Source organism: Bradyrhizobium centrolobii, assembly GCF_001641635.1.
Classification (GTDB): domain Bacteria; phylum Pseudomonadota; class Alphaproteobacteria; order Rhizobiales; family Xanthobacteraceae; genus Bradyrhizobium; species Bradyrhizobium centrolobii.
On sequence record NZ_LUUB01000094.1, the window covers coordinates 28951 to 52748 of the forward strand.

Annotated in this window: 13 protein-coding genes; 6 read left to right on the top strand and 7 right to left on the bottom strand. The window is 63.5% G+C overall.

Features of this window, described 5'->3' with window-relative positions; all coding sequences use genetic code 11:
- Positions 1–126 precede the first annotated feature (126 nt).
- On the top strand, positions 127–786 hold the full coding sequence (locus AYJ54_RS34470; protein ID WP_063706190.1) for an RNA polymerase sigma factor: 660 nt from the start codon (positions 127–129) through the stop codon (positions 784–786).
- A 16-nt stretch (positions 787–802) separates the two neighbouring features.
- Positions 803–1000: a DUF4880 domain-containing protein gene (locus tag AYJ54_RS54150; RefSeq protein ID WP_063706192.1), complete on the top strand. Its 198-nt coding sequence runs from the start codon at positions 803–805 to the stop codon at positions 998–1000.
- 36 nt (positions 1001–1036) lie between these two features.
- Here AYJ54_RS54150 and AYJ54_RS34480 read toward each other — a convergent pair whose 3' ends face one another.
- From AYJ54_RS34480 to AYJ54_RS34490, 3 genes are all read right to left on the bottom strand, one after another.
- Positions 1037–1882 carry a lytic transglycosylase domain-containing protein gene (locus AYJ54_RS34480; protein WP_063706194.1) on the bottom strand — a complete coding sequence of 282 codons (846 nt, stop codon included), beginning with the start codon at positions 1880–1882 and terminating at the stop codon, positions 1037–1039.
- A complete protein-coding gene (locus AYJ54_RS34485) occupies positions 1882–2256 on the bottom strand; it encodes a hypothetical protein (RefSeq protein ID WP_136624119.1) in 375 nt (124 codons plus the stop codon). Before AYJ54_RS34485 ends, AYJ54_RS34480 begins: the two co-directional genes overlap by 1 nt.
- A gap of 200 nt (positions 2257–2456) precedes the next feature.
- The gene (locus AYJ54_RS34490; RefSeq protein ID WP_063706197.1) at positions 2457–3587 is read right to left on the bottom strand and encodes a polysaccharide biosynthesis/export family protein; all 1131 of its coding nucleotides are present in this window, start codon (positions 3585–3587) and stop codon (positions 2457–2459) included.
- Positions 3588–3615: 28 nt separating this feature from the next.
- Between AYJ54_RS34490 and AYJ54_RS50920 the strand changes: the two genes are divergently transcribed.
- Positions 3616–3780: a hypothetical protein gene (locus AYJ54_RS50920; protein ID WP_161491928.1), complete on the top strand. Its 165-nt coding sequence runs from the start codon at positions 3616–3618 to the stop codon at positions 3778–3780.
- A 249-nt stretch (positions 3781–4029) separates the two neighbouring features.
- Here AYJ54_RS50920 and AYJ54_RS34495 read toward each other — a convergent pair whose 3' ends face one another.
- On the bottom strand, positions 4030–4242 hold the full coding sequence (locus AYJ54_RS34495) for a hypothetical protein (protein ID WP_063706199.1): 213 nt from the start codon (positions 4240–4242) through the stop codon (positions 4030–4032).
- A gap of 193 nt (positions 4243–4435) precedes the next feature.
- Between AYJ54_RS34495 and AYJ54_RS50030 the strand changes: the two genes are divergently transcribed.
- Positions 4436–4723, top strand: a complete 288-nt coding sequence (locus AYJ54_RS50030) for a hypothetical protein (protein WP_136624120.1) — start codon at positions 4436–4438, stop codon at positions 4721–4723.
- 26 nt (positions 4724–4749) lie between these two features.
- Here the strand turns inward: AYJ54_RS50030 and AYJ54_RS34505 are convergent, their stop codons facing one another.
- The 3 genes from AYJ54_RS34505 to AYJ54_RS34515 form a co-directional block, all read right to left on the bottom strand.
- Positions 4750–18360 (bottom strand): filamentous hemagglutinin family protein, encoded by a 13611-nt coding sequence (locus tag AYJ54_RS34505; protein WP_063706203.1) that lies wholly within the window; start codon positions 18358–18360, stop codon positions 4750–4752.
- 321 nt (positions 18361–18681) lie between these two features.
- Positions 18682–19497 carry a hypothetical protein gene (locus tag AYJ54_RS34510; protein WP_063706204.1) on the bottom strand — a complete coding sequence of 272 codons (816 nt, stop codon included), beginning with the start codon at positions 19495–19497 and terminating at the stop codon, positions 18682–18684.
- Between the two features lie 270 nt (positions 19498–19767).
- Complete coding sequence (locus AYJ54_RS34515; RefSeq protein WP_063706206.1) at positions 19768–21273, bottom strand: substrate-binding domain-containing protein; 1506 nt, start codon at positions 21271–21273, stop codon at positions 19768–19770.
- 582 nt (positions 21274–21855) lie between these two features.
- Here AYJ54_RS34515 and AYJ54_RS34520 point away from each other — a divergent pair.
- Both AYJ54_RS34520 and AYJ54_RS34525 read left to right on the top strand, forming a co-directional pair.
- A complete protein-coding gene (locus AYJ54_RS34520) occupies positions 21856–22803 on the top strand; it encodes a peptidylprolyl isomerase (RefSeq protein ID WP_245329203.1) in 948 nt (315 codons plus the stop codon).
- 47 nt (positions 22804–22850) lie between these two features.
- Positions 22851–23765, top strand: a complete 915-nt coding sequence (locus AYJ54_RS34525) for a glycosyltransferase family 2 protein (protein WP_063706207.1) — start codon at positions 22851–22853, stop codon at positions 23763–23765.
- Positions 23766–23798 lie beyond the last annotated feature (33 nt).

The following is a 23798-nucleotide window of genomic DNA, read 5'->3' on the forward strand; positions in this document are numbered from 1 at the left end:
TGATTCCGCGCAACATAACGCTACTATCATTCCAACTCTGTTAGTCACTAACTATTCGTCACATTACCGTTGTGCGGCCTCACTACGGTCCCGCGTAATTTGGGGACTGAGTGAAGTGGGGCGTACATGACCATCGATAACATCACCAGCTTGCGCAGCCTGCTGCTCGCCGAGTATGTCGACTTCGACCGGCGGTTGACGCGGCGCCTGGGCTCGCCGGACCTCGCTTCCGAGGCGCTCAACGAGACCTATCTTCGTCTTGAGGGCATGCGGGAGATCGGGCCGGTGCGCAGCCCGAAGGCCTATCTGTTTCGGATTGCGCTCAACATCGCCAGCGACCGCCGCCGCGCCGAGAAGCGCCGCCTCACCGCCGACGAGGTGGACAGCCTGCTCGAGATTCCCGATGACCGGCCCGACGCCGCCCGCGTGATCGAAGACCGCTCCGAGATCAACCTGCTGCGGCACGCGATCGCCGAGCTCCCCGAGCGGCGGCGGCGCGTCCTGATGCTCTCGCGCATCGACGGCATGCCGAACCGCGAGATCGCCGCGCTGCTCGGCGTCACCGTCCGCACGGTCGAAACCGACCTCAAGCAGGCGGTCGAACATTGCGCCGATCGCCTCAAACATCCCACCCGCGTCAAATTCGCTTGTCAGCGTCCCGCATCGTCTTACGTACAGAGATATGTCGATCGGGAGCATCCGCTCGCGACCGGCGTCTGCGGGAAAGCGCTGGATCGTGACGAAGCGAAGCCATCAGGTCGATCACTTAGATCCCTTAATCCGTGAAGCCCTTTCATGGATCATGCGCCTCAAGTCGGGCGAGGCGACGCTTGCCGACGCAGAGCAACTGATGGACTGGCGCGCCCGAAGCGCCGCGCATGAACACGCGTTCCGCGATGCCGTGAAATGCTGGCGTGCCATCGGCCAGGCGCTTGCAACGAGCCGTCCGGCGCCAGCGGTCCGGCGGCGGCGCCCTTCCAACGCCAAAAAGCGGGCATGATGCGCCGCGCCTGACCTTAGGGCCGCGCCCTCTTCCTCAGCGCAGATCGGGCTTGCGCTCGACCAAGCCACGCAGGCGGGTGTTGAGCGCCGCGAAATTGACGTTGCTGATCGCCAGCGGGACACGGCCACGGACCGATCCGCCGCCCCCGGACGGCCTTCCGAAACTCGGCTGGGGAACGGAGCCCGTGACGGCAATGCCATTCGCAGCAAGATGCGCACGCACGCGCATGCAATACTCCACCGACAGGAAGGAGAATCGCGTCTCGCCGTGTCCGGCGCGATATTTCATCGTCGCTGTGCAAAGATCGCCGGCGGCGCGACGCCAGGCCCCGGCGAGGTATTGAACGCCGTAGTGAACATTGACCTCTGGGGCGGCGAGCTCCGCTGACGTTCCGGTAAAGCCCATCATCCGCGCGGTCGGCAGCATCACCTGCATCAGCCCGACCTCGCCGTCCATGCCGACCACGGCCGAATTGTAGCGGCTCTCGACCGCCATCACCGCGTCGACGAGCGCCGGCGGCAGGCCGAACGCCAGCGACTCTCGCTCGATGAGCTGCCGGTATTGCGCGCGGCCGGCGCGCCAATCGCGGCCGAACATCGCGCTGGTGCGGTAGGTGTAGTTGCCAAGAAGCGGATTCGACGGAGGAAAGTCGGCGGCCGTGAGCGGCCTCGGCGCAACCGGTTCGAGCACCAAGGGGGCCGGCATGTCCTGATCGGCCTCGTCGGCGGCAGCGGCGGCGTCACTGGGGACGGTCTTGGGGGTATTCTCGTTGTCTTCCGCGCGCACTTCGCCGGTCAGGATGAGGAGCAGACACAGCGCGGTCGATGCCCACCGGCCTGCCGCACGAATGCCCTTCTGCTGTGACGAGGATCCCGACATCAGCGGTGCGGCAACACGTTGGTCGGAATGGACGGCGGCCGATAGGGAATGGCCGAACGACCGTAGTTGGAGCCGTATTGCTGGCGAACGGCGGCCTCATTGACGTTGCCGACGCGCACGTCGGGCGAGCGCGCATCGATCGGCGGCATGTTGAAGGACGGGTTGACCTTGTCCACCTCGCGGCGGAGTTTCTGATTGAGGCAGCCGAACGCGCTCTCGTTCCCTATCTGCACATCGACGCAGCGTTCGATATTGGTCGTCGGCTGACCGCCGATGATCGTGCCCTGCCGCTCCGCCGGCGGCTTGGCCGGACCGAGGGACTGGGCGGAAACAGGTCCCGCCGTCGCGAGCGCGACGAAGCCGGCCAGCAGCAAGCGTTCGCCTGCGCCTTCGAACCCATGCAAAGCTCGGCTCACGCCCCGTTCCTCCGCTCGCCAACGTGCCCGCTCAGCTGGCCACGGTCACATTAACATAATTCGGTGCGACCGGCTCAATATCTCGTTGCATGAGTAACATTTGCAATCTCGCCGTCAAGGCACGATCCGCCCGCCCCACGCGCCCGCAAGCTTCGTGCTCACGGCCCGATGGTGGTGATAGTCGTCGTCGAGGACGTCGGCCCGGGGAATCTGATGTTGTTGACCAGAGTCACGCCGCTTTCCGCGGTGACCAGCGTCGTGTTGATGAAGTTCAGGACCTTCGTGATATCGACCTGCGGCGCGTTGGCGGCGTAGAGCACGTCGAAGGGCCGCATCGACAGCTTGGTCGCGATGAAATATCCGGCCGGGTCCTGGAAGTTGACGTTGAAGACGATCGGCACGGAATCGCCGTCGAACTTCGAGCAGTCGACGCCGAGCCGCTGCGCGACCTCGCGCGGCTCGCGCCGATAAAGGAAGACCGATGCCGGGTCGGCCTGGAGATCGAGCAGCCCGCGCGCCTTCGCCACCGCCTGCGTCAGGTTTATCCGCCATGCATCGAAATTGAACTCCCCCTGCTGGCCGGTGGCGCCGAAGGCAATGAATTTCATCGGCTCGCGGTAGAGATAGATGCGATCGCCGGGCTGCACGAAGATGTTGCTCGACGGAAAATAGACGAGATTGCCGAACGGCACGGTGGCGCGCTTGCCGTTACGCTCCAGCACGACCCAGGTCTCCCAGCCGGCCCCGCTGATGCCGCCTGCGCGCGTGATCGCGTCTGTGATGCGATCCTGCGCGCCGGCCAACGGCATCGGGAAGCGCACCGGCGTCCTGACCTCGCCGAACACGCTGACGAGCGAAGAGCGCTGCTGGCTCGACGTGACCACCACCTGCGGATCGATCGCGCGCTTCTTGATCTGCTGGAGGATGTCCTCCTGGACCTGCACATTGGTGCGGCCCGCCGCGCGGATCCGGCCGGCGTAGGGCACCGTGATGTTGCCGTCATTGTCGACGGCCTGATCGGGCAGGTTCACATAGTTGCCCGGGCGCACGCCGGCCTCCAGCGGCACGTAGAGCCCGCCCGCCGAGGCCTCGAAGATCGTGACGCTGATGATGTCGCCGATGCCGAACTTGATGCTCGAAGGAGGACGCGTATCGGCCAGAATTCCGGGCAATCCATTGGGCTCGTATTTTTCGAGCACCTGGACGACCTCGGGATTGAGCTTGACGACGGCAAACGGCAGCACCGTCGTATTCTCGTTCTTGACGTCGAGACTCGCCGGCCCGGCCATCGGCACGAATCCGCAGCCGCCTAGAACGGTGGACCAGATCAGACAGCATGCGATCGCCAGGGAATTCTTCAATCGCATGCTGTTCGTTCACACCAAGCTGACGCACGCCCAGACAGGCCTGCGCGGCGCCTTGCAGCGCCTGCACGCCTGCCGCGCCACCGGCGCGGATCAATGTGCGGTTCCTGCTGAGTAGACGCTGCGCGCACCGCGATCGCGAAAACAGACGCAGTCGATCGCGGGAGTTTTCAGTCGACGCCGCGAAATTACGCGGCAGTTGTCGCGCAACGACGCGCAAGGGCGCCCGGTTCGCGCAAGAAGCGCCCTCCCCGGATCGGTTCAGCCGAATGCGTCGACGCGCCGGCAGAAAGGCGCAGGCGTCCTGACCGTTCGATGACGAGGGCAGTGTTATCGCCCGCCTTCGAGGACGGACGAGCGGATCGCTTCAGTTCGAGGACAAGAGCTCACGCAGGCGTGCGATCTCGATCTGAGTCTCCGACACCATGCGCATCAACAGCGCGTTCTCGTGTTCAAGATCCTTGATGCGCCGAAGCCGGATGGCTTCGTCCTGTTTCAGGCCGAGATCGTAGACATTCGCGTTCGACCCTAGCAGCGCGGACTCAAGGCACTCCGGTTCGATCGGATTTGTCGCGCGCATTTCAACCCCCAAAAACAAAAAACAAGAACAGGCCGACTTGCAACATTCGACCGGACAGCAGCCCACCGCCCGCGTCTACGAAGCCTGTTGCCCTCCTTGTAGGTATGTTTCTTATCGTTGCTGTGACCGATCTTAAACAAAAAGTCAGATTTCTGGACGAAAAGCGATTGTTTAGTGGCGGGAGTGTTTCAGCGTGCCGCAGATCTGGCTAAGTCATGAAGAGCTTGCGGCCCTGCTCGCGTGTGACATTCCGCAGGCCTGCGCCGTCGCCTCTGCCATTCACCTTGATCGCCGCAAGAGCCGCGACGGAACGACGCGCGCAAAACTGACGCCGTCGCCCGCGGTCGCCTTCCTCGACGGACTGTTGCAGCAACGCTTCGAGCAGGAAATCGCGGCCTGCGCGGGAGATTTGCGGACCATGCACGAGCGCATGGCCAGGCGTGGGCCCGCGCGGCGGCTGCCCGCCGCGATCGCCGGCTGATTGCTCGCCACGCGGCACGCACATCATCATTGCCTGCCGTCGCCGGATGGCGTGCCGGACTCCCTCTTGTCGTTCGCCTGCTCATCCTGGCCCTGACCGTCGCCACCACCATACCCGATCACTTCGACGATGAAGATCGAGGCCGGCTTGCTGGCGCCGGATGATGTGGGCGCTTCGGCAGTCTTGGCGGCGGCGCCAGCGGTGTTTGAACCGGCGGTCAGCGCACCGACATTGGGGACCGAAACGGTCGGAATACCGGTCGTGGTGCCCTGGACCGAGGCATTGCTGGAATTCGCTATGACCGGCGCGAAGAAGAACGCATTGCCCGAGGCGCGCACGCCGGCCGTGCCGAAGTCGATCTTCCCGCGCGGAGCAAGCAGATAGAGTTCGGATTTGGCGGCTACGCTCGAGGCCTGTAGCGTGCCGATGCCGGCGCCGGTCACGAAGCCGCCGAGGTCGATCGACTGATAATCGTCCTGGTCGTACAGCACCTGCAGCGCCGGCGCCGAGAACGTCGTTTTGGATCCGCGGCCGGCATCGAGATCACCGTTCGAACTCCACATCACGATGTCGCCGCCCTGGGTCGTGAGCACGCGGCTCGAATTCACCAGCACGCTCGCGTCGGTGAAGGTGTTGATCGCGCCGCCACCGAGGGTGAGGATGCCGATGTCACGCAGCTTCAGCGCCGTATTGGGCTCGGCCGCGAGCGTGCCGACGTTGAGGTTGCCGCCGGGCCCGAAGATCGAGATATCGCCGCCGAGCTTGGTCTGTACGGTCGCGTGCAACAGATTCATGTCACCGGTCTTGACGAGCTGATTGGCGCCGTTGCTTCCACCGTCGAGCGCGTTCTTCGTGTAGCCCCACTCCGCCGGGAACATCGCGTTGATGATCTTGTAGCCGCGCTGGTAGTCCGAGGACGTGCCGGCCGCCTGGATGATGCCGACGGTCTTGAGCTCGCCGAAGAACACCTGATCGACGAAGATATGCTGGAGATCCGGGCTCAGGGCTTGAAATGCCGCCCAGGCGCTCGCCTGATCCAGCGGAAGCAGCCCGAAGCGAAGGAGGAAGGACCCCAGATCAACAAATCCGCGCTGAACCTCCGGTGAGACGACGCCGGCAAAGAAGGGCCAAGGAGTACTCAGCTGATCTATGTAGCTGTTCAGCTTGTTACGATCGATCACCTGCGGATTTCCATCCGCGCCGACATTGATGTTGTTGCGGCTAAGTGCGTCCCGACCGGCTTTGGTAGTCAGGTAATTGTAGACAGTGTCGCTCTTCAGATAGCTGCGGAGCGCATCGGTGTTGAACGCATAGTTGTGATCAACGCCGGCGGCGTTGGCCGGATTGATATAGGCATCGACGACCGCCTGGTAATTGACACCGAACTTGGTGCCGAACAGCGTGATGATATCAGCGCCCTGCTTCGTGCCGGCCGCTTCGGTCAGCTCCGCATTGCGGCGCGGATTGTTCGCCGGGCCGAGCAGCGACTGGTTGTAGATGCCGACCGAGCTGCCTCCCTTGGAATTCGTAACATAGAAGTTTCCGACCGGCGTCGTGCTGGAATTGCCCACCGACAGGATGCCTTCCTGGACGAGAGCTTCGCTCGCGTTGTCATGCGCCGCCGGCAGGAACGGACCGATGTCGCCGCCGGCCTGCACCACGAGGAAGCCAGGTCCCGCCACCTGCAAACCGCCGCCATTGGCGTAGCCGCTATATGTGATGTTTCGGCCGGCCTCGATCGTGCTCACGTCGCTGGTGTGGATGTTCTGAACGATAACGTTGAGATCGACAAGGTCCCGCCCAGCATAGATCTTGGCAGGACGGTTGATCTCGATGCGCTGATAGACTCTTTCGCTCGGCAGTGAATCAAGGGTCAACCTGCCGTAACCTCCCGTTCCCGTGATGTCGCCGGTCGCAGCGTAGATCTTGGCCGTCGTATCGAGCCCGTCGGCCACGTCGTTCTCATGCGCCAGGATCGCGCGGCTGGAAGGTTCGTCATTCCCGCTATTGGGGCGGAACGGATCAAAAGCGGCATCGATCAACGATGGCCCGGCAGAGATGAACGGACGAGAGATCGACAACGTCTTCGACGTCTCTGCGGGGTAGCCGAACGTCAAGTCGATGCTGCCCTGTGCCAACAGATCGAACGTGCCGTGTTCGGATGGGCTCAACACAATGCCCGGTACCGGAACCGTCGCACCTCCGACATTCATAATCTCGGTGAGGCCGGTCGTTATCAAGTTGCCCTGCAGGGCAACGGCCTCAAAGCTCGCAGGATATGTCGCCGCCCCCGCAAGGCTGAATTGACTGTTCGTGGTGATCGTCGGCAACGCGACGGTGATGGTCAGGTCGCCCGACTCTGCCACCAGCCGCACCTTGCTGTCCGGGCCGTAGGTGTCCATGTAGAGCGGCGTGACCGCAGCGGTCCCTGTCTCGAGCGGATTCGCGCTGCTCGGCTGCTGGGCATGCAGCGCGGCCGGATTGACGACTCCAGCCATTGTGATGGCACCGTTCGCCGTCATCGTAATCTGTCCGGTGTCGACGGCAAGCAAGGGAATGTCTGGACGCTTGAGCGCACTCGTTGCGTATCGGGAGACGGTGACGGTGCCGTTCTGGCCAATGTTGCCGCCTGCCACGATGCTGGCATGGCCGGATCCTTCATAGAAGGAGCCACCCAGAATGTCGTTGCCCGCGCGGACGATCATGTTGCCGCTACCGTAGAGGTGCGTCACGGGCGTGCTGTTCGCCGACAGGCCGCCGCTGACCCGACCGGTCGTCGGTGCCGACACCGACACGCCGATGAGGTCGTGCCCTGCGAGGACGCTCACATTGCCGCCGGCGCTGAGAATGCCTTGCTGGAAGCTGCCGTACTGGATCCACCACGCGGTCTGCGACGCAATCTGCGCGCCCGAGGGCGCGAAAACGCCGGCACCGAAAGTCGAGATGTTGGCGCCGGGCGTCGTACGCGTATCGGACAGCAGCCAGGGCTGATAGTACTGCACGACCTTGTTGCCGCTCCGGGTGTCGCCCACGATATCCCGCTGCGCGTCGATGACGACGTCGCCACCCTTCTCGGGGAATGCCGCTGCGATCGGCGGTCCGTAATAGAGTTCGGGTGCGACATTGGCAGCCGCGCTGCCATAGCCCAGGACCCTCGGCTCGAAGAAGCCGTCTGGATCGTTGACGACAGCGGTCGACACGCCATTAACGGTCTGCACGCTGTAGGGATCGCTGGACTTTTTCGTGTTTACGCCAGCCGCATAGATCACGCCGGGGGCAACGATGTCCTGCAAGATTACGTCTTGGCTGGCCGCGATGGTGATGTTGCCGGTGCCGGTTCGCACCATGGTTGGAATGTTGACCGGGACCGAAGCGGTGTTGTCCATGACGGGCTGGGAATAGCTGCCGTGCTTGTCGACGATCACGTTGCTCGTACCGTTCGCGAGCCTGGCGGTCGGATTGGCGCTCGAGACGTCGGCGCCTGCCGTGATGCTGTAAGACCAGGAGGACGGAGCTGTCACCGTCTTGATGTTTGCCTGGCTGCAATCGGTGGTGCAAACGCGCAAGGTGTGCGGGAAGAGGTCCGCAGTGACAAGATCCTGCGATGTCGGACTGATACCGTTGCCGATATCGCCGGCCTGGTAAGGGGCGATCGGGGCTGCAGTATAGTCGTTCAGATAGTATTTCAACCCGTTGAAATCGACCAGACGGGAGGTTGCGTAGTTTGCGACCGCGCTGATGTAGTCCTTGTCGAGGTAGTTTCCGAACTGGAAGAAGCCGTCGGAAATCGAGGCGTTGACGTTGATGTTTCCGGCTGTGCGCAGGGTCAGTGCACCGGCGTCGAGCCCACCCCAAGGCGTCACGAGCCTGTACGTGAAATTCACGTAGCTGCGAGCCAGATCAAAATACTGGATAGTCTTGTTATTCCCCGAGCCAACCGGCAGGGAAGCGGTCTGCAAATCACCTGCCGTGCCGGCCGCCAGGTTCCAGTTGCTCGCAACCGTGATATTGCCGGAGTTTTTCGCGGCGCTGGTGTTGACCAGCTCGATGCCGGGCTGAACGTGCACGACGTCGGCACCGAGCTGCTTGACCAGACCGTTCTTGAGCCTGTCGAACAGGCCGGTGAACTCGTAGCTGCCGGTCAGCCCGACGCCCTGGATGCCGTTGCCCTGGACGAAGTCCGCGAGGACGTCGGTATAGAGCAGTTGGTGATCCTGATTGGGCGTGATCGTCACGATCGCGCTGTCTCCGCTGCCGTTGAACACCTTGCTCGTCGAGATTGGTATGAAGTTCAATCCCGGTGTCGGCACGAACACATGACTGCTGTCGGACGTTCCGGTGAGACCTGCCATCGCTAGCCCGAACGAGGCACCCGCCCCGCTGCCGCTACCGCTGAATTGCAGGGACGGAAGATTTGCGCCGGTGTACCCCTTGGTCACACCAGTGATCGTCACGGCTGCTCCCATCTTCGCGGTCAAGGTCGCGTTCACAGTCGCGCCGCCGCCGGAGAGTGTGACATTGACGGGACCAGTGTAACCACTCCCGCCCGCAGTCAAATTGACGGACGCCACACTAAGAGTCGCGGAGGAGACTTTTGAGGCTGACACATCCGGGGGCAGCTGTCCGAACCCGCCCCAATGAAGCGTCGCAAGGGTGCCTGAGGCGCCGCCAGTCGCTGCAGAAATATCGGTGACGCTCACGAGCATTCCATCTACAACGTGAGCCTTTCCTTGACCGATCGATTGGTTGTTCGCATTCCACAACACGATTGTTCTGCCGTCGAATCCCTGGTCGACGGCGACGCCGCCGATAGAAAGCGAATTGTATTGCATCGCTACCGTGGCAGCGGCCTTGCTACCCCAGGAGGGAAGCTCCTTGCCGTCCGCCGTAGTCACTACGACTGTCGGCGCGCTGGTGTAGACGCCCCCGATCTTGTTATCGATCTCGATGGATACAACTTGCAGACTGGACAGGAACGTCGTGCCCGTCACGGGATCGGTGACCTGGTTGTAGACTCCGCCTGTCGTCGGATCGACATAGGCGGAGCCGACGATCGTGCTGCCGCCTCTCACGACCGATATCATAGGCACTGCCCCATAGCCGGTGCCCGGCGTGACATTCAGTTTCTCGCCGGTGACGTTGGTCCACGGTCCAAAATCGATCAGCTTGCCGTCGTTGGTCACCGATCCCGCCGGATCGACATAGCCGTCCCAGACGACGTTGACGCCGCTCTTCGTGGTGAGCTGGCTGCCGTCGATGCCGTTGACGTTGTTCGGAGTCTTCTCGGTATTGATGGTCACGAACGCCTGGACGTTGACGGCGCGCGCGCCGGTGATCGTCGCATCGAGCCCCTTGATCTTGACGTCGTTATTGCCATCGAGCGGCGCGCGCAGCGTCACCGTTCCCCCCGATAATCCGCCCTTGGTGCCGCCGGAGACGTCGATGAGCGAGCCCGCTTGCAGATCGATCGCACCGGCCGCAGACCAGGCGGTGCCGATCATGACGTCGCCGCCGCGCTCGTCAGCATGCGTGGAGCGAGCGAGAATCTGTGCCGTATTCTTCAGCACCACAGCGTTACGGCCGAACAGCCCCACCTGCCCGCCCGCCTGCCCGGTTCCGTCGGCAGTGTTGCCGGCGTAGCCGTCGGCATCCAGCGTGCCGGCGATGATGAGCTGGCCGAATTGCTTGCCGGGATCGCCGGCGTCCCAGGCCGCGTCGTCGGCGGTCAGCGTGACGGCGTTGGCCTTCAGCGTGTGCCCTTGCAGCAGTTCGAGATTGCCGGTGCGGGTGTGAATGTCGATCGCGCCGGTGATGCCTCCGGCGAGCAGAGTGTCGGCAAGCGCCGTCAGGTCGGCATCACCATTGATATCGAGCTTGAACCGGCCGCCGAGGCCGGGACCGCCGGCACCTCGCAGGATGCCCGCGATCATCGCACCGCCCCTGAGCGCGTTCACGTCGATTTCGCCGCCGTAACCCAGACCACCCGCGGGCTGCGCCACGTCGATGACGCTGTTGGCATCGAGAATGACCTGGCCGCCGCCGGGCACCGGCGGCAGGAAGGACGTGCCGATGTCCGCATTGAGCACGATCTTGCCGCCGGGCGCATAGGTGTCGACGTCAACCAGCGTCTTCTTGTAGCCGCCGGCCGAGAGATAGGCGCCGGACTTGAGCTCGACATTGCCCGCGATGGCATTCAGCGTGATCGTGCCGCCCTGCGCCTGAACCGTGCTCGCGATCGTGATGTTCGACGCCGTGACCTGGAGACTTCCGCCGACCTCGGTGCTGTCGCCGGGCCGATCGGCGACTCCGCTGCGCGCAGCACTGTCCTGAATGGTTACATTCCCAGCATAGCCCCTGATGGCAAAGCTTTGGGAATTGGTCCCGGTCGCGCCCGCGATCAGCATGCTCGGCGTGGTGACCGTGAGATCGACCTTGTCAGTGGTGCTAATGCCAAGAGCCAGCATGCCAGGGCCTTTGACGAGCACGCGATCGCTGGCGGACATGCCGACGCTGGAGAAACCGGCGATGGTCATGTAGCTGGCGGACGCAGTGCCGTTCACCGCGCCACTGCCCAGATCGATTTCCCTGGCAACCAGTTCCAAGCTGTTGCCGTTCGCGGCCGTTCCGCCGCTGAATGCCGGGCCGGCCGTATTCGTGAGCGTAATGGTGTCGTTCGCGCTGATCCTGGCGTCATGCGCCACCCCACCATCAATGCCGAGCGCGATACCGTTGGCATCGAGCGTGAGGCTGCGCGCGCCGGAATTGAAATCGCCGTAGACCGTGATCGGACCAAACAGCGCGCGTAGGGCCAGCGTCTGCACGTCGGCGAACTGAGCGTTGTTGGTCGGCAGGACCAGGCTCTTGCCGGTGACCGCGCCGGCAGCGCCGACGCCGATGCTCGGCGCGACCAGGTTGACCTGGTTGGCGTGCAGGTCCGTGGTGTTGATCGCGATCGCGTTGTTGGACGCGGTGGCTTGCAGCGTCAGCGTGTTCGTCGAGATCCTGGCGCCATCGGCGATGACGACCCTTCCGCTGTCGGCCGTATTGCCGCCGGGCAATGTCAGGCTCCCGCCGGCATTCGTGAAGCTGATGGTGAGCGCCGGAGCCGAAACGCCGGTCTTGCTCGGCCCTGTCAGTTGCAGGCTCGGGTCATTGCTTGCCACGAACAAGGCACCGCGCCCCGGCTGTTGCGGACCGCCGTTGGCGTAGTATGCGAGAGCCTGCAGGGTGGCGGCGTCGGGAGCGATAAGCTTGGTCAGATCGACGCCGGTGATCTGCGTTCCCGAGAGCGTCCCGCCCAAAGCCGCAGCAAGGCTTTCGGCCGTCACAGCCGCCTGCCCGTCGGACGGGACGACATAGTGGCGTCCGAGCTTGGCATGAACGGTGCCGGTGGTTTCGATGATGCTGCCGGACCTGACGGTCACCGTGCCGCTGCCATCGACGGGAACATAGATCGGAAAATCAAACAGAACCGAGCCGGATCCGCCCCCTACCGCCTTGACCTCCCCCCATCGTCCCGTCTGCTGGGCGACGAGCAGGATCTCCGGCGCACTGAAGGTCTCGCCGCGGGTGTCGACGACGACATTGCTCGCGGTCGGCGTGATCGACGTCCCATTGGCGAAGTCGCTGCGGCTGCCGCCGATGAGAATGCTCTCGAAGCTGTTGATCTGACTGACGTCGACGCCGACATAGCCGTCCGGAATATCATTGGCGATGTACTCGGCATGGCCGACCACGGCAATCTTGGGCGCGCTGAGGTCGAGCTCGCTGCCGCGGCCGGTATTGCCGCTGCTGTCCTGCCCCGGCTGCGTCAGCGCGATACCCTTCAGCGTGATCGACTGGATCGCGGAGATCGACAGCCGGCCCGCATCCATCGGCAGCCGCGGTGCCGTGGTGTTCGTCTTTGCGGCGAGCTTCTCATAGAAGCTGTTGGCGCCGTTGAACTTGTATTCGCTGTATTGCTGCCAGACTGAATTGGTCTGCACCGCGAACACGGTTTGGCCGGACGACTGCTTCCCGGGGACGGTCGACTGCGTATAGTGGCCCGTCACCAGAACCGTGCCGTCAGGCAATTTGCTCCCCGTCGAGAGGTTCTTGCCGGTGTTGTCACTGGCATAGACCACGACGCGCATTGCGCCCGGCAGCGTCGCGTAGTGTGCGGGATAGAGCGTATAGGTTCCCGCCGGAATGCCGCCGCCGCCGTCGAGCGTGATCTGCTGGCCTGGCAGCGGAATTGCGTCACCCGCGGTGATGGTCGTGCCGTTGTCGGCGCTGCGCGCGGTGGCGAAATGGATATCATAGGCGGCGATCGGATCGCTCTGCGACGGCACCAGCGCGTAGACGGTCTGCTTCAACGGGGTCGTGGTCAGGGTATCGCGCGATCCGCCGTTGCCCGGGACAAATTCCATCGCCTGGAGATCGCCGCCGCCGCGCAAGTCGATCGTGGAGCCGTCGGCGCGTGTCACGCTCGTTCCGGCGAGGATCAGACCCTTCGAGGGTGGCGCCGACAGCGTGTTCAGGCTGGCGTTGTAGTACCAGCTCGTGCCGTCGTCCGCCGTCGCGCCATAAGGAACCGTCATATCAGCCAGCGACACCGAGGTGAGGCTTCCCGGCTCCAGCACCACCGACTGGGTGATGATGGGCGAGACCGTGCTGTTGGTGCTGCCGAGCGCGATGGTGCCGAGCGGCGCGAACAGGTTGCCGCCCTGATCGATGGTCTTGGCGTAGACGGTGATGCCGCCGCCCGCGGAAAGCGGAATGCTCGTGTTGCTGTCCGCGGGCGCCGAGAACTTGACGTTGCCGGGCGTTTCGATCGTGAAGTTGACGGCACTCACCGGATAGATGCGCTCGGCCGAGAGCAGGACATCGCCGGCGGAGACCATGTTGCCGGTGAAGCTGGACTGCTCCGCCGTCGGGGCGTTGTCGTCGCTCTTGGTCTTGAGACCGTCCATCACCTTGAGCGTGCCGAGGCGGATGTCGCCGCTCGCGATCAGATTGACCTGGCTGAAGCCCGAGAAATCGAGGCCTGGACGCGCGTTGCCGGATTTGAACCCGGATGGTGTGGGCGCGCCTTCGAGATCGATCGTCTGCGCGTTGACCGTCAAGGTGCTGGTCCCGGTCACCGGGCTTGTGCCGGAGCCGGCGAGCGAGACATAGGCCGCCGAAATGCGAGCATCGACCGCACCGGACGTCGGCGCTCTGAACTCACCCGCAGCAATGTGCAGGCGGTTGGTCACGTTCCAGTTCAGCGGGCCGGAAATCGTGAGCACATTCCAGGTAATTGCCGGCGGGGCGACGCCACCGACGCCACCTTTGTCCGTGATGCCATAGTTGGTGCCCGGCAGGTCTGTGAAGAGGAGCGACGCGCCGCCCACCGCCTTCCCTGCATAGAGATAGACGTTGTCGAATGGCGCGAGTTGATCGGCAGCAACAAGGAGAGATTGCGGCCCGTGTCCGGGCTGATACGCGGCCACCGCATTCACGACATCGGTCATGTCCTGCCGCAGGGATACCGCTCCGCCGCCGAGCAGGATCGTGCCGCCATTGGCGCGCGAGTCCGCCTGCACGCTGCCGTCGCCGGCGGCATAGCGGCCGCCGGCCGCAGCGAAGCTGCCGCCCCACGCGAAACCGCTGACATCGGCGTTCACCGTTCCGGCGTCGCTCCATGACCATTGCGATGTTGTGGCATTACGCCCGGTCACCACCTGGACATTGCCGGCCGCGCCTGAGACGTCGACCAGCGCGCCGGCATCGGCGACAAGATAGCTGGAAGTAGAAGGCGCAAAGTACTCGTAGTAGTCCTTGCCCGCCACCGGGACCGTGCCGATCGCCCCGGCCTCAACCGCGAACGTGCCGCCAGCAATGTAAGTACCGCTCGTCCTCGAGCCGTTCGTTCTCCCGAACAGCGAGTCGGCAATGAACGTCCCGGACAGGTCGACCTTCGCGTCTGACGAGAGATGCGTCGCAGCCGAGTTGATGAAGATGGAGCCACCATGATCGATGATCGTGCCGCGCAGCTCGACGGATTTCGCCGGCACAACCCAATCCGGAGTGCTTGGTTTCGGATCGGATGCCTCGCCCTTTATATTGTTTGTGACCGCTCCCATGGTGATGCTCGCCTTGGGATCGGTGACTATCTTCGAATCGGTGTCGAGCAGGATGTTGTCGGCCCTGAGCGTGAGATCGACCGGCTTGCGCTGATTGTCCGGAAGCAGCGCCAGTTGAGGCGTGGCCTGCTGGCCGAGCTTGGTGCCGGTTGGTGTCGCCCTGTAGTCGGCGAGGCTTGCCAGGTTTTGCTGCTGCAGGGTCAGGCTGGTTCCGGCGGAGACGATGATGTTGGCGGTTGCGCCGGACCAATCGTCCGTCACCGTTTCGATCGTGTAGGAGCCGAAGCCACCTCCCGTCAGCACTGAAATGGGCAGCGTGCTCGCCAAACCGCCGATGCGGATCGACGACGTCTCATCGTGCTGGAGCGAACCACCGATCCGGATGGTGTCAGCTCCCGCTATTCTCAAGCTGCCGTTGCTCTCGAAACCGTAACCGCGCAGAGTACCATCAAGCTGGAGGACCGCCAATTTGCTGACGTTCGGATCCGGCCGCGTCGGAGCGCTCTGACCCGGCTCCTGCCAAAGACGCCCTTGATAAATTCCAAGCGATATGCTGCCCGCCTTACCAGCCATCACGCCCGTGGACGCAGTCTTGGGCTTGCCCTGCGACGAGACGTAGCCGCCGCTCGAGACGTCAAGAACGCTGCCGGTGGCAAGCAAAATGCTTCCGGTGGTATCGCGATAGCCTGTCCCGACGCTTTCGCTGCTCTTGTATGTCGTGATCGAAATGCTGCCGCCGTTGATGAAGGCAGAACCGACCGCATCAACTCCCGGCACCCGTCCGCTGTCGTTGACGAACCGTCCACTGACATCGATTGTGCCTTCGACGAAGACGTTCGCGGCAATCACGTTGCCTGACGTGTCTCTTGGTGCCTTGAACAAAGCCGAATTGAAGCTGCTACTGATCGAAACCCGGTCAGTGACGAGGTTGACGCTTCCCCCTGCGGCGGAAACCGTGCCGGCGATGTCGATAGCGCCGCCAGTGGTGACGGAGAGGCTGCCGCCCGCCGCGAGATTGAGCGAGCTGCCGCTCGACAGCACGAAATCATTCGCCGTCACGGACAGCGAGCTCAGCCCGTACTTCGACAGGATGTCGGCCGACAGATTCGTCGTATAGGCGCTCTGCGTCGCGTAGTTGGCCGAGGCCGCCGCGCCAATCTGCACGCTCGACGGGGTCGTCAGCGCCAGCGAGCCCTGCAAGGGCAGCGTTCCCCCGCTGATCTGGCGCTCGCCCGCGGTCGAGCCGAAATAGATGGTGCCGAGCAGCGAGGGATTGACGGTCACGACATTGACGCTTCCGGCGTCGTGCCCCTCGGTATAGCCCGGCGAATAGATCTGGCCCTGGGTCGTCCAGATTTCCTTGATGCCCCAGCGCGCATGGTTGACGGTGAACTGGCCAGCAATCCCGAGATAAGTCATGTTCGGATCGGCGTTGGCCATGCCGTAGATGCGGCCGTCGCTGCCGATCAGACGCGTGGTGTTCACCATGCCGGGCAGGAATTTGACGCTGCCGCCCGCAACGTTCATGACCGAACCGTCGGTCCGGACGCTGCTCGCGCCGTAATTGGTGTTGAGGTCGGTCTGGAGGCTGATGCTGCCGCCGACCGTCATCAACTGGTAGATGCTGCGCGGCACCTTCGCCACGTCACCGCTGGCATCTGCGAGCGGCGTGCCTACCCAAGTCGTACCGTCGCTGCGGGTGCCGGAGGCGCGGATGTCGATCCACAGTGTCTGATTGTACACCGGACCTTTTCCATCAAGTCCCACGCTGACGTAAGGCGGCCGCTGCAACGGCATGTCGGCGAATTGTGCGTTCGGCGTAAACGGGATGATGTTGTAGCTCGCCGGCACTTCGACATTTGCGAGACCGGCGACGTCGATCGTCGCGCCAGGCGCGAGCAGAACGCTTTGTGCGTCTTTCGAGTTGGAGGCGACCCCCTCCACGTTTCCGCCGCCGCTCGAAGACACACCCTGGTAGAACAGGTTTGGTACTCCGGTCGAGATGGTTGGCTGGAAAACCTTTGCGTTTAGCGCGACCACCGCCGATGGCGCAGAGATGAGGCCGCTCGATCCGATCGTGACGTTTGTTTGCGCCGTAGCCTCGATGTACGCCGGTGTAAAGCTCTGCGTGCTGCTCAATCCAGCCGCGCCGTCGTCGACCGGCAGGCTCGAGATCACGCCGTTCATGGTGACGCTGGTGGCCGCGCGGAGCAGCACGAAGCTGTTACGGTCGATGCTGGTATCGACCGAGATCACGCCCTGAATGAGATTGCCGGCGCTGTCGGTCAGATTGCGACCGCTTGCATCCCTGGGATTGTCGACCGCGATGGTATCGCCGATCATCACCACGATGCCGCGGGATGAGTCGATCAGACCGTCATGAGTGACGGCGCCCGTTCCCGGCAAATAGTGGTTGTCTCTGCCGTAGCCCGTACCGGTGTCATAAGACGTACTGAACTGTGAGATCCTGAATTCTGTTCCGGCGAACGGGACGGGCTGTCCCTGGTCATTCTTGCCGAGCACGTTGCTTGGCAGGTTCGAATAGCCGTTCGGAACGAAATCGATGGTGCGGGCCGCGACCATGGCGACTTCGCCGCCATTGACCGTGAGGGAGCCGGAATTGCGGACGTTGGCGCCGAACAGATAGACTGAGCCCGGCGAGCCTTGCGAGACCTGGTCGGACAGGAGGTTGCCGGTGATGGACGCGCCGCGCTCGACAATAATGTCGCCGGCCACCACATTGGTCGCTTTGCCCCCCGCCGGATCAAAGATCGAAAACGCGTTCGCGTTTCCGACGCCGATGTTCATGAAGAAATTGTTGCGCTGGTCGAGATCCATGCCCAGCTGGCCGATATCGAGGCTGGAGGCGATCAAGGTGTGGACGTTGACCTGCGAACCGCTGCCAAAGATGATACCATTGCGGTTGATCAGGTAGACGGCGCCCATCGCGTTGATCTGGCCGAGAATGCGGCTCGGCGCGACGCCCGGTTCCACCCGGTTCAGCGCGATCCAGTCGGACGCGGACTGAATGAAGTTGACGGTGGTGTTGGCGCCGACGTTGAACGTATCCCAGGAGAGAATGGCCTTCTTCTGAGTCTGGTTGATGTCGACCTCGACCTTCGCGTCCTTCGTCGTCTGCTTCGGCAGATCGGCGCCGCGCCATTTCGACATGTCGGCCTTGATGCCCGCCAGCGGATCGCTGGCGGTGCCGCCCGACGGCATCAACCCGCCGGTGGTCAATCCATCCGGAACGGCGGATGATGCCGCGGCCTGCGCGGCTGCCGCTGCGTCCGACTGGAGTTTTCGCGCGGCCGCGAGTGCTGCGGCGGCACGGCCGAGCGAGATCTGAGCCTGCGTTGCCGCGCCGGCGGCCTGCTGTGCAGCCTGGATCGCCGCCTGCTGCGCGGCCGCCGTCGGCGCCACCGCATTGGCACCCGGCGTGAGGCTGCGCGCATGGCCGAGGCCGGTCCCGACCGACAGCGCCAGCAGGCTGACGCCACACAGCAGCGACCGCTCAAAAGCGCGCCGCATCCCTTGAGGTTTCTCACCTTGGGGTTTCACAACGATTTCGCGATGGGGCACGCCGCAGCACTTTCCAATTGCAAATTCCAATCGAGCACGCCTGACGTGCAGACAAGCTCGCGCGGCGCATTTACTTATCGTTTACTAACATTGATATGTCAGATTTGTAGCATTGGTCGCGTTCGGTGCGGTTCCAGCGCCGACGATCTGTTATCGTAAACGCGAACGAAGCGACTGATATCGCGGGCAAAATCGCTACCCGCGACCACTCTGTTAGCCAATGTTATAGAAAGATATCCCCAGCGCCCCGCAACAACGTGGCCGGGCGCTCTAACGCGCGCCCTGGTTTGCCAGCGGATTGACGAGGCCCGGAGGCAGCTTGAAATTGGCGGGCTGTGTGCCCGGCCCTCCGCCTCCGCCGGCCGTGCGGTTGATCGGCAGGTTCATATTGGCGCCGGGATGCGGCGCGCCGGGCGGCGGCGGTGCCGACATGGCCATCGGCGGCGCGGCCGGAACAGGCGGCGGCCCCGCGAGCGTCGGCCCGCTTGGCGCTCCAGCCGCTTTGGTCTCCGGCGGCGGAATGTCGAGCACGGCGCTGTCGAGCCCCTTTGCCAGCTCCACCTGACGCCGCTCCACGGTCCGAAGGATCCATCCCTTGTGGGTTTCACCAGCCTTGAGCCGCACCACCGATTTGCTGGCCGAATCCATGAACAGGCCGATCTTCTCGCTGCCGACGATGGTGCCGAGCAGCGAGAGCTGCGGCTTCTCGGGTTCCGGCGGCTTCGGCGGCGGAGCGGCCCGCACGGGCGCCGGCATCGCGACCGGCGCCGGTGCCGGCGGACGTCGCGTCGGCGCGAACAGCGGCCGTTCGCGGCTCGCGGTCAGACGGCCGAGCGGGATCGCCCATAGCGGATTGTCGCTCAGGGCTCGTTGTGCTGCCGGCGGCGGAGCCGCCGGCCGTTCGACGGGGGATGGTGGCGGCACGACGATGGCCGGCGCCGGGGCAGCCGGCTTCGAGTCAAACAAATCGTCGCGCGAGTCCGCGGGAAGCGAATCCATCGAACCGGTCGCGCTGACCGCGAAAGCCGGGTCAGCTGCCATGGCAAGGACGCCGGCGAGCAAAGCAACGAGAACGCGCATCGACATGGCACCGGCCGCCCCTGATCAACCCCGAGCGATAGCGGCCGTGCTTGTCAGTGATGTGACAGCGCGACGTGAGGCTGCCGCATCGCCCCAAGTTGGGAACGGCACCGTGCGCGCCATGGCCTCTCCGCTGATTTATCATGTTGAGGGCGGCAAGCCCCCGCCTCCTGAATTTGCGCAAGCGCGCGAGAGGGGCCTAAAAAGAAAAAATGCACCCGGCAAACGCCGGGTGCATAAGTCTTGATCGTCGATCAGGCCAAGGCCCGAGCGCGATCAGTAGGCGCCGACCTTGCCGGTGCAGCCGCTGCCCTGCGGACCGTTAGCCGGGTCGTTGAGCAGCGCGTAGACCTGGTCGATCCACGGGGTCGGAACCTGAGCGAAGCCGTTCTCGTTCAGGATCGGGACCGAGCCCGTGCCGTAGAGGTAATCGAGCCAGGTCTTGAACCACAGATAGGCGTTGTTGCCGTTGCTGTGGGTCTGGTAGCACTGATACATCTCGATCCAGCTGAAGCCGGCGATCGGATACGAGCCCGCAACCACCGGGTTCGGATTGACACCCTGCAAGCTCCAGGTCAGCGGATTCGCGCGGGTCGTCGAGTCGAACTGCGGAAGAGCCGTCGCCATCGCCTTCTGCGCGCCAGCGAAAGTCGGCGGCTGGAACTGACCGGTCGCGCCGGTGATGTCCCACTGCGACTGGAGGTTGGCGGTCTTCAGGCCACCGGCCTTGACGGGCAGCCAGAAGTCGCCGGAAGCGTAGCCGATCGCGCCGTTCGTCGAGCCGACGAGAGCAACGAGGCTGCCGCTTCCCGAAGCGTTGGCGAAGTGACCGCCGCCGGGATTGGCAACGGCGGCGCCGCACTGGTCGGTCGAGAACTGATCGGGCCAGTTGAGCTGGTTGGCGCCACGCGCAACGAGCGGAGTGGTGCAAGCCTGCGAGTGGTCGGTCCAGGGGAAGGCGTAGGACACGACGGTCGAGTCGGTTTCGCTGTTCGGACCGAACTCGTAGCGGCACTGTTCGACCAGGGCATTGGAGAACAGGAAGGTGGTGCCGCTGCCGTCCTGACGGTGCACGAAGGTGATGTTGCCGGTGCCGAGGGTGCCACCGTTGAGGGCGGTCAGGATCGGGTTGTTCCACTGCGTGATGTGGCCCGACGCGATGCCGCAGAACGCGTTACGCGACAGGTTGAGGCCGCTGCTGCCGCCGGTCGGGGTCGCCGGCAGGATGTTCAGGGTCGCGCCGGCGCCGTCCTTGCCGTTGAAGCCGAGCGCAACCGCGCCGATCACGCCAGGGAACTGGATCAGGTTGCCGAACTTCGACTGCGGGCTGCTGGAGCCGCCGGTGTTCCACGCGGTCATGTCGGCCGCGTTGACGACGTCATCGCTGCCGATGAACTGCACGCCGTCATAGTCGGTGATGTTGCTGACGCCGATGTTGCTGCTGGTGTAGGGAATCGAGTTCGAGGGCGTGCCGATCTGGGTCTTGTCGTTGGTGCGCAGAACGGTCTTGCCGTTGCCCGAACCCGTCGGAGCGTAGAGGATCATGCCATGGTAGCCGCTGGTGTTGAAGCCCGAGCAGTTCGCGGCCTTGGCGAGCGGACCCGGCTTGCCGGTGCTGCCCTGAGCCTGGTCGTACATGCAGTCCATCAGCTGGCGATAGACGATCTGCGGGAACGTCGCGCCGGCGCCGAACGCAAACGACTGGGCCTGGGCGGACTCGGAAGCGACGCCCATCGCGGCGAACGCAACCGATCCCATAAGTAAAGCTTTGAAGTTTCGCATAGTCACAGTCTCCCTGTTTGGATACCCCTCACCTGCCACGATCAGCAGCCGGGCTCCGGAGCGCGGCGGACGCTATCGGCAATATGTGAGACTTTCATTGTTGTTTTGTGAATTATGTTATCCGACTCCATCATAACGCAAGACACGTACGCAGAGAGCGCGGAGAAAGCAGAAGAATTTCTGCGCAGAAAATTTCGATCACTGCACCACATCGAATGTTATTCACAGGAAAGATGCGCGAAGCGCGTTGCGCAAATGACGGTGCGAGATCACGTGCCTTCCGCGCAACCGTGATCGTTCGCGCAAGCGCGAGCAGCGCGTGAGCTCATCCCTTGATCGCGAGCGGAAAATGCAGTCCCCATTTGTCGCTGCGACATCAACACGTACGACATCCACGCCAAGAATCGCGCGTCGAACGCCGTCCGCAGGCTGTCTTCACAGAGCTGTCTTATCGACATCACATCACCGTTAATGTCGCATCGTTAAAAAGCGCCCCGGCAAAAGCGACCGTGCTGCATCTGACGCTGCGAACGTTACATATAACGTTGCAGCCTCGTAAGTGCTGTTCGGATCGGAGCAAGTATGAAGAGGACCTACGAGATGAACGTTCTGGCCGCTTTCCGCATGCCTCGTCCGACAAGGAAGTCACGTGCCAGCGTGGCGGCCGTCTGTCTCGCCGCCATGCTCGGCGCCGGAGGATCGGCGTTCGCTCAGTCGGCGGCCGATCCCGTCATCGTCGTCATCAACGGAAGCCAGATCCACGAAAGCGATCTGCAAGTGGTCGACGAGGTCATCGGCCGGAATCTGCTGGTGCGTGAGCCCGTTGAACGTCGCGAGACCCTCGTGAAGATGATGATCGACACCATCCTGCTCGCGCAGGAGGCGAAGGACCGGCACATCGAGGACAAGGCCGACCTCGCGCGTCGGGAAGCTTTCGCACGCAACCAAGGGCTCATGAACAATCTGCTGGCGGTCGTGGGCCAGCAGGCCGTGACCGAGGAGGCGATGCGCAAGGCCTATGAGGAAGTCGTCGTCAAGGGCGCGGCGGCGAACGAACCCGAGCTGCATCTGCGCCATCTCGTCTTCATGATCGCTCCGCCCAAGGACGATGCCGCGATCAAGGCCGCCGAACAGAAGGCCAAAGCGGCGATGGACAGGATCAACAAGGGCGAGGACTTCGCGCTGGTCGTCGGCGAGATGTCCGAGGATCCCGTGACCAAGGCCCGAGGCGGCGACTACGATTGGCGCATGCGCGGTGAAATGGGCAGGGAATATGCGGATGTGGCCTACAAGTTGAAGAAGGGCGAGGTCTCGGCCCCGTTCAAGACTGCTGTCGGCTGGCACATCCTCAAGCTCGAAGACATGCGCACGCGCAAGCCGGCCGATTACGACAAGATCCGCGACCGCCTCGCCGCCATGGTCGCAAGTGCCGCGCAGCTGGAGCTGGTCGACAAGCTGCGCGCCGCGGCGAAGATCGAGCGCCCGGACCAGAGTCATGAGGCGGACAAGGGCACTGTCGGCCTCAAGTAGCACCCTGCGATCTTTCCGATCCAGAACATCCCGGCAGCGAGTGGATCATGAGCCTTGCCGCGATCATCCTGACGTACAATGAGGAGCGCCACATTTCGCGGGCGCTCGCCTCGATTGCCGGAATCGCAACCGAGGTCTTCGTCGTCGACAGCTTCTCGAGCGACCGGACCGTCGAGCTCGCGCGCGCGCAGGGCGCCACCGTGCTGCAGAACAAGTTCGTCAACTACGCAAAGCAGTTCCAGTGGGGGCTCGACAACGCGCCGATCACAGCTCCATGGATCATGCGGCTCGACGCCGATGAGGTGATCGAGCCGGATCTCGCCGCCAGGATCCGCGACGAGCTGCCGCGTCTCGGTGAGGACATCGCCGGCGTCAACCTCAAGCGCAAGCACATCTTCCTCGGGCGCTGGATCCGCCACGGTGGACGCTATCCGCTGCTACTCTTGCGGATCTGGCGTCGCGGCCAGGGGCGGATCGAAGACCGCTGGATGGATGAGCACATGATCCTGTGGGGCGGCGGGACGGTCACGTTCGACGGCGGATTCGCCGACCATAATCTCAACGACCTGACGTTCTTCACCGACAAGCACAACAAGTACGCCACGCGCGAGGCGATCGACGTGATCAACGCGCGTCACCAGCTGTTCCAGCGTGACGTCGATCTGGTGACGGAGGAAGGCTCGCGCCAGGCCGCCGTCAAACGCTGGATCAAGGAGCGGCTTTACAACCGGATCCCCTATCAGATCAGCGCGCCGGCCTATTTCCTGTTTCGCCTGATCTTCCAGCTCGGATTTCTCGACGGCAAGGAAGGCCTCGTCTATCACGGACTTCAGGGCCTCTGGTACCGCTTCCTCGTCGGCGCCAAGGTCGACGAACTCGAAGCCGCCATCGCGCATCTCAAAGATCGCGCGGAAATGCGGGCGGAGCTCCGGCGGCTGACCGGCCTCGTCATAGACGCCTGATCCGCAATGCGCCGCGCCGGAACGACCTCGACG

Excerpts from the sequence above, each read along its gene's own strand:
- AYJ54_RS34470 (WP_063706190.1), top strand. The coding sequence starts at position 127 with ATGACCATCGATAACATCACCAGCTTGCGCAGCCTGCTGCTCGCCGAG.
- AYJ54_RS54150 (WP_063706192.1), top strand. The coding sequence starts at position 803 with ATGCGCCTCAAGTCGGGCGAGGCGACGCTTGCCGACGCAGAGCAACTG.
- AYJ54_RS34480 (WP_063706194.1), bottom strand. The coding sequence starts at position 1,882 with ATGTCGGGATCCTCGTCACAGCAGAAGGGCATTCGTGCGGCAGGCCGG.
- AYJ54_RS34490 (WP_063706197.1), bottom strand. The coding sequence starts at position 3,587 with ATGGCCGGGCCGGCGAGTCTCGACGTCAAGAACGAGAATACGACGGTG.
- AYJ54_RS34495 (WP_063706199.1), bottom strand. The coding sequence starts at position 4,242 with ATGCGCGCGACAAATCCGATCGAACCGGAGTGCCTTGAGTCCGCGCTG.
- AYJ54_RS34505 (WP_063706203.1), bottom strand. The coding sequence starts at position 18,360 with ATGCGGCGCGCTTTTGAGCGGTCGCTGCTGTGTGGCGTCAGCCTGCTG.
- AYJ54_RS34510 (WP_063706204.1), bottom strand. The coding sequence starts at position 19,497 with ATGTCGATGCGCGTTCTCGTTGCTTTGCTCGCCGGCGTCCTTGCCATG.
- AYJ54_RS34515 (WP_063706206.1), bottom strand. The coding sequence starts at position 21,273 with ATGCGAAACTTCAAAGCTTTACTTATGGGATCGGTTGCGTTCGCCGCG.
- AYJ54_RS34520 (WP_245329203.1), top strand. The coding sequence starts at position 21,856 with ATGAAGAGGACCTACGAGATGAACGTTCTGGCCGCTTTCCGCATGCCT.
- AYJ54_RS34525 (WP_063706207.1), top strand. The coding sequence starts at position 22,851 with ATGAGCCTTGCCGCGATCATCCTGACGTACAATGAGGAGCGCCACATT.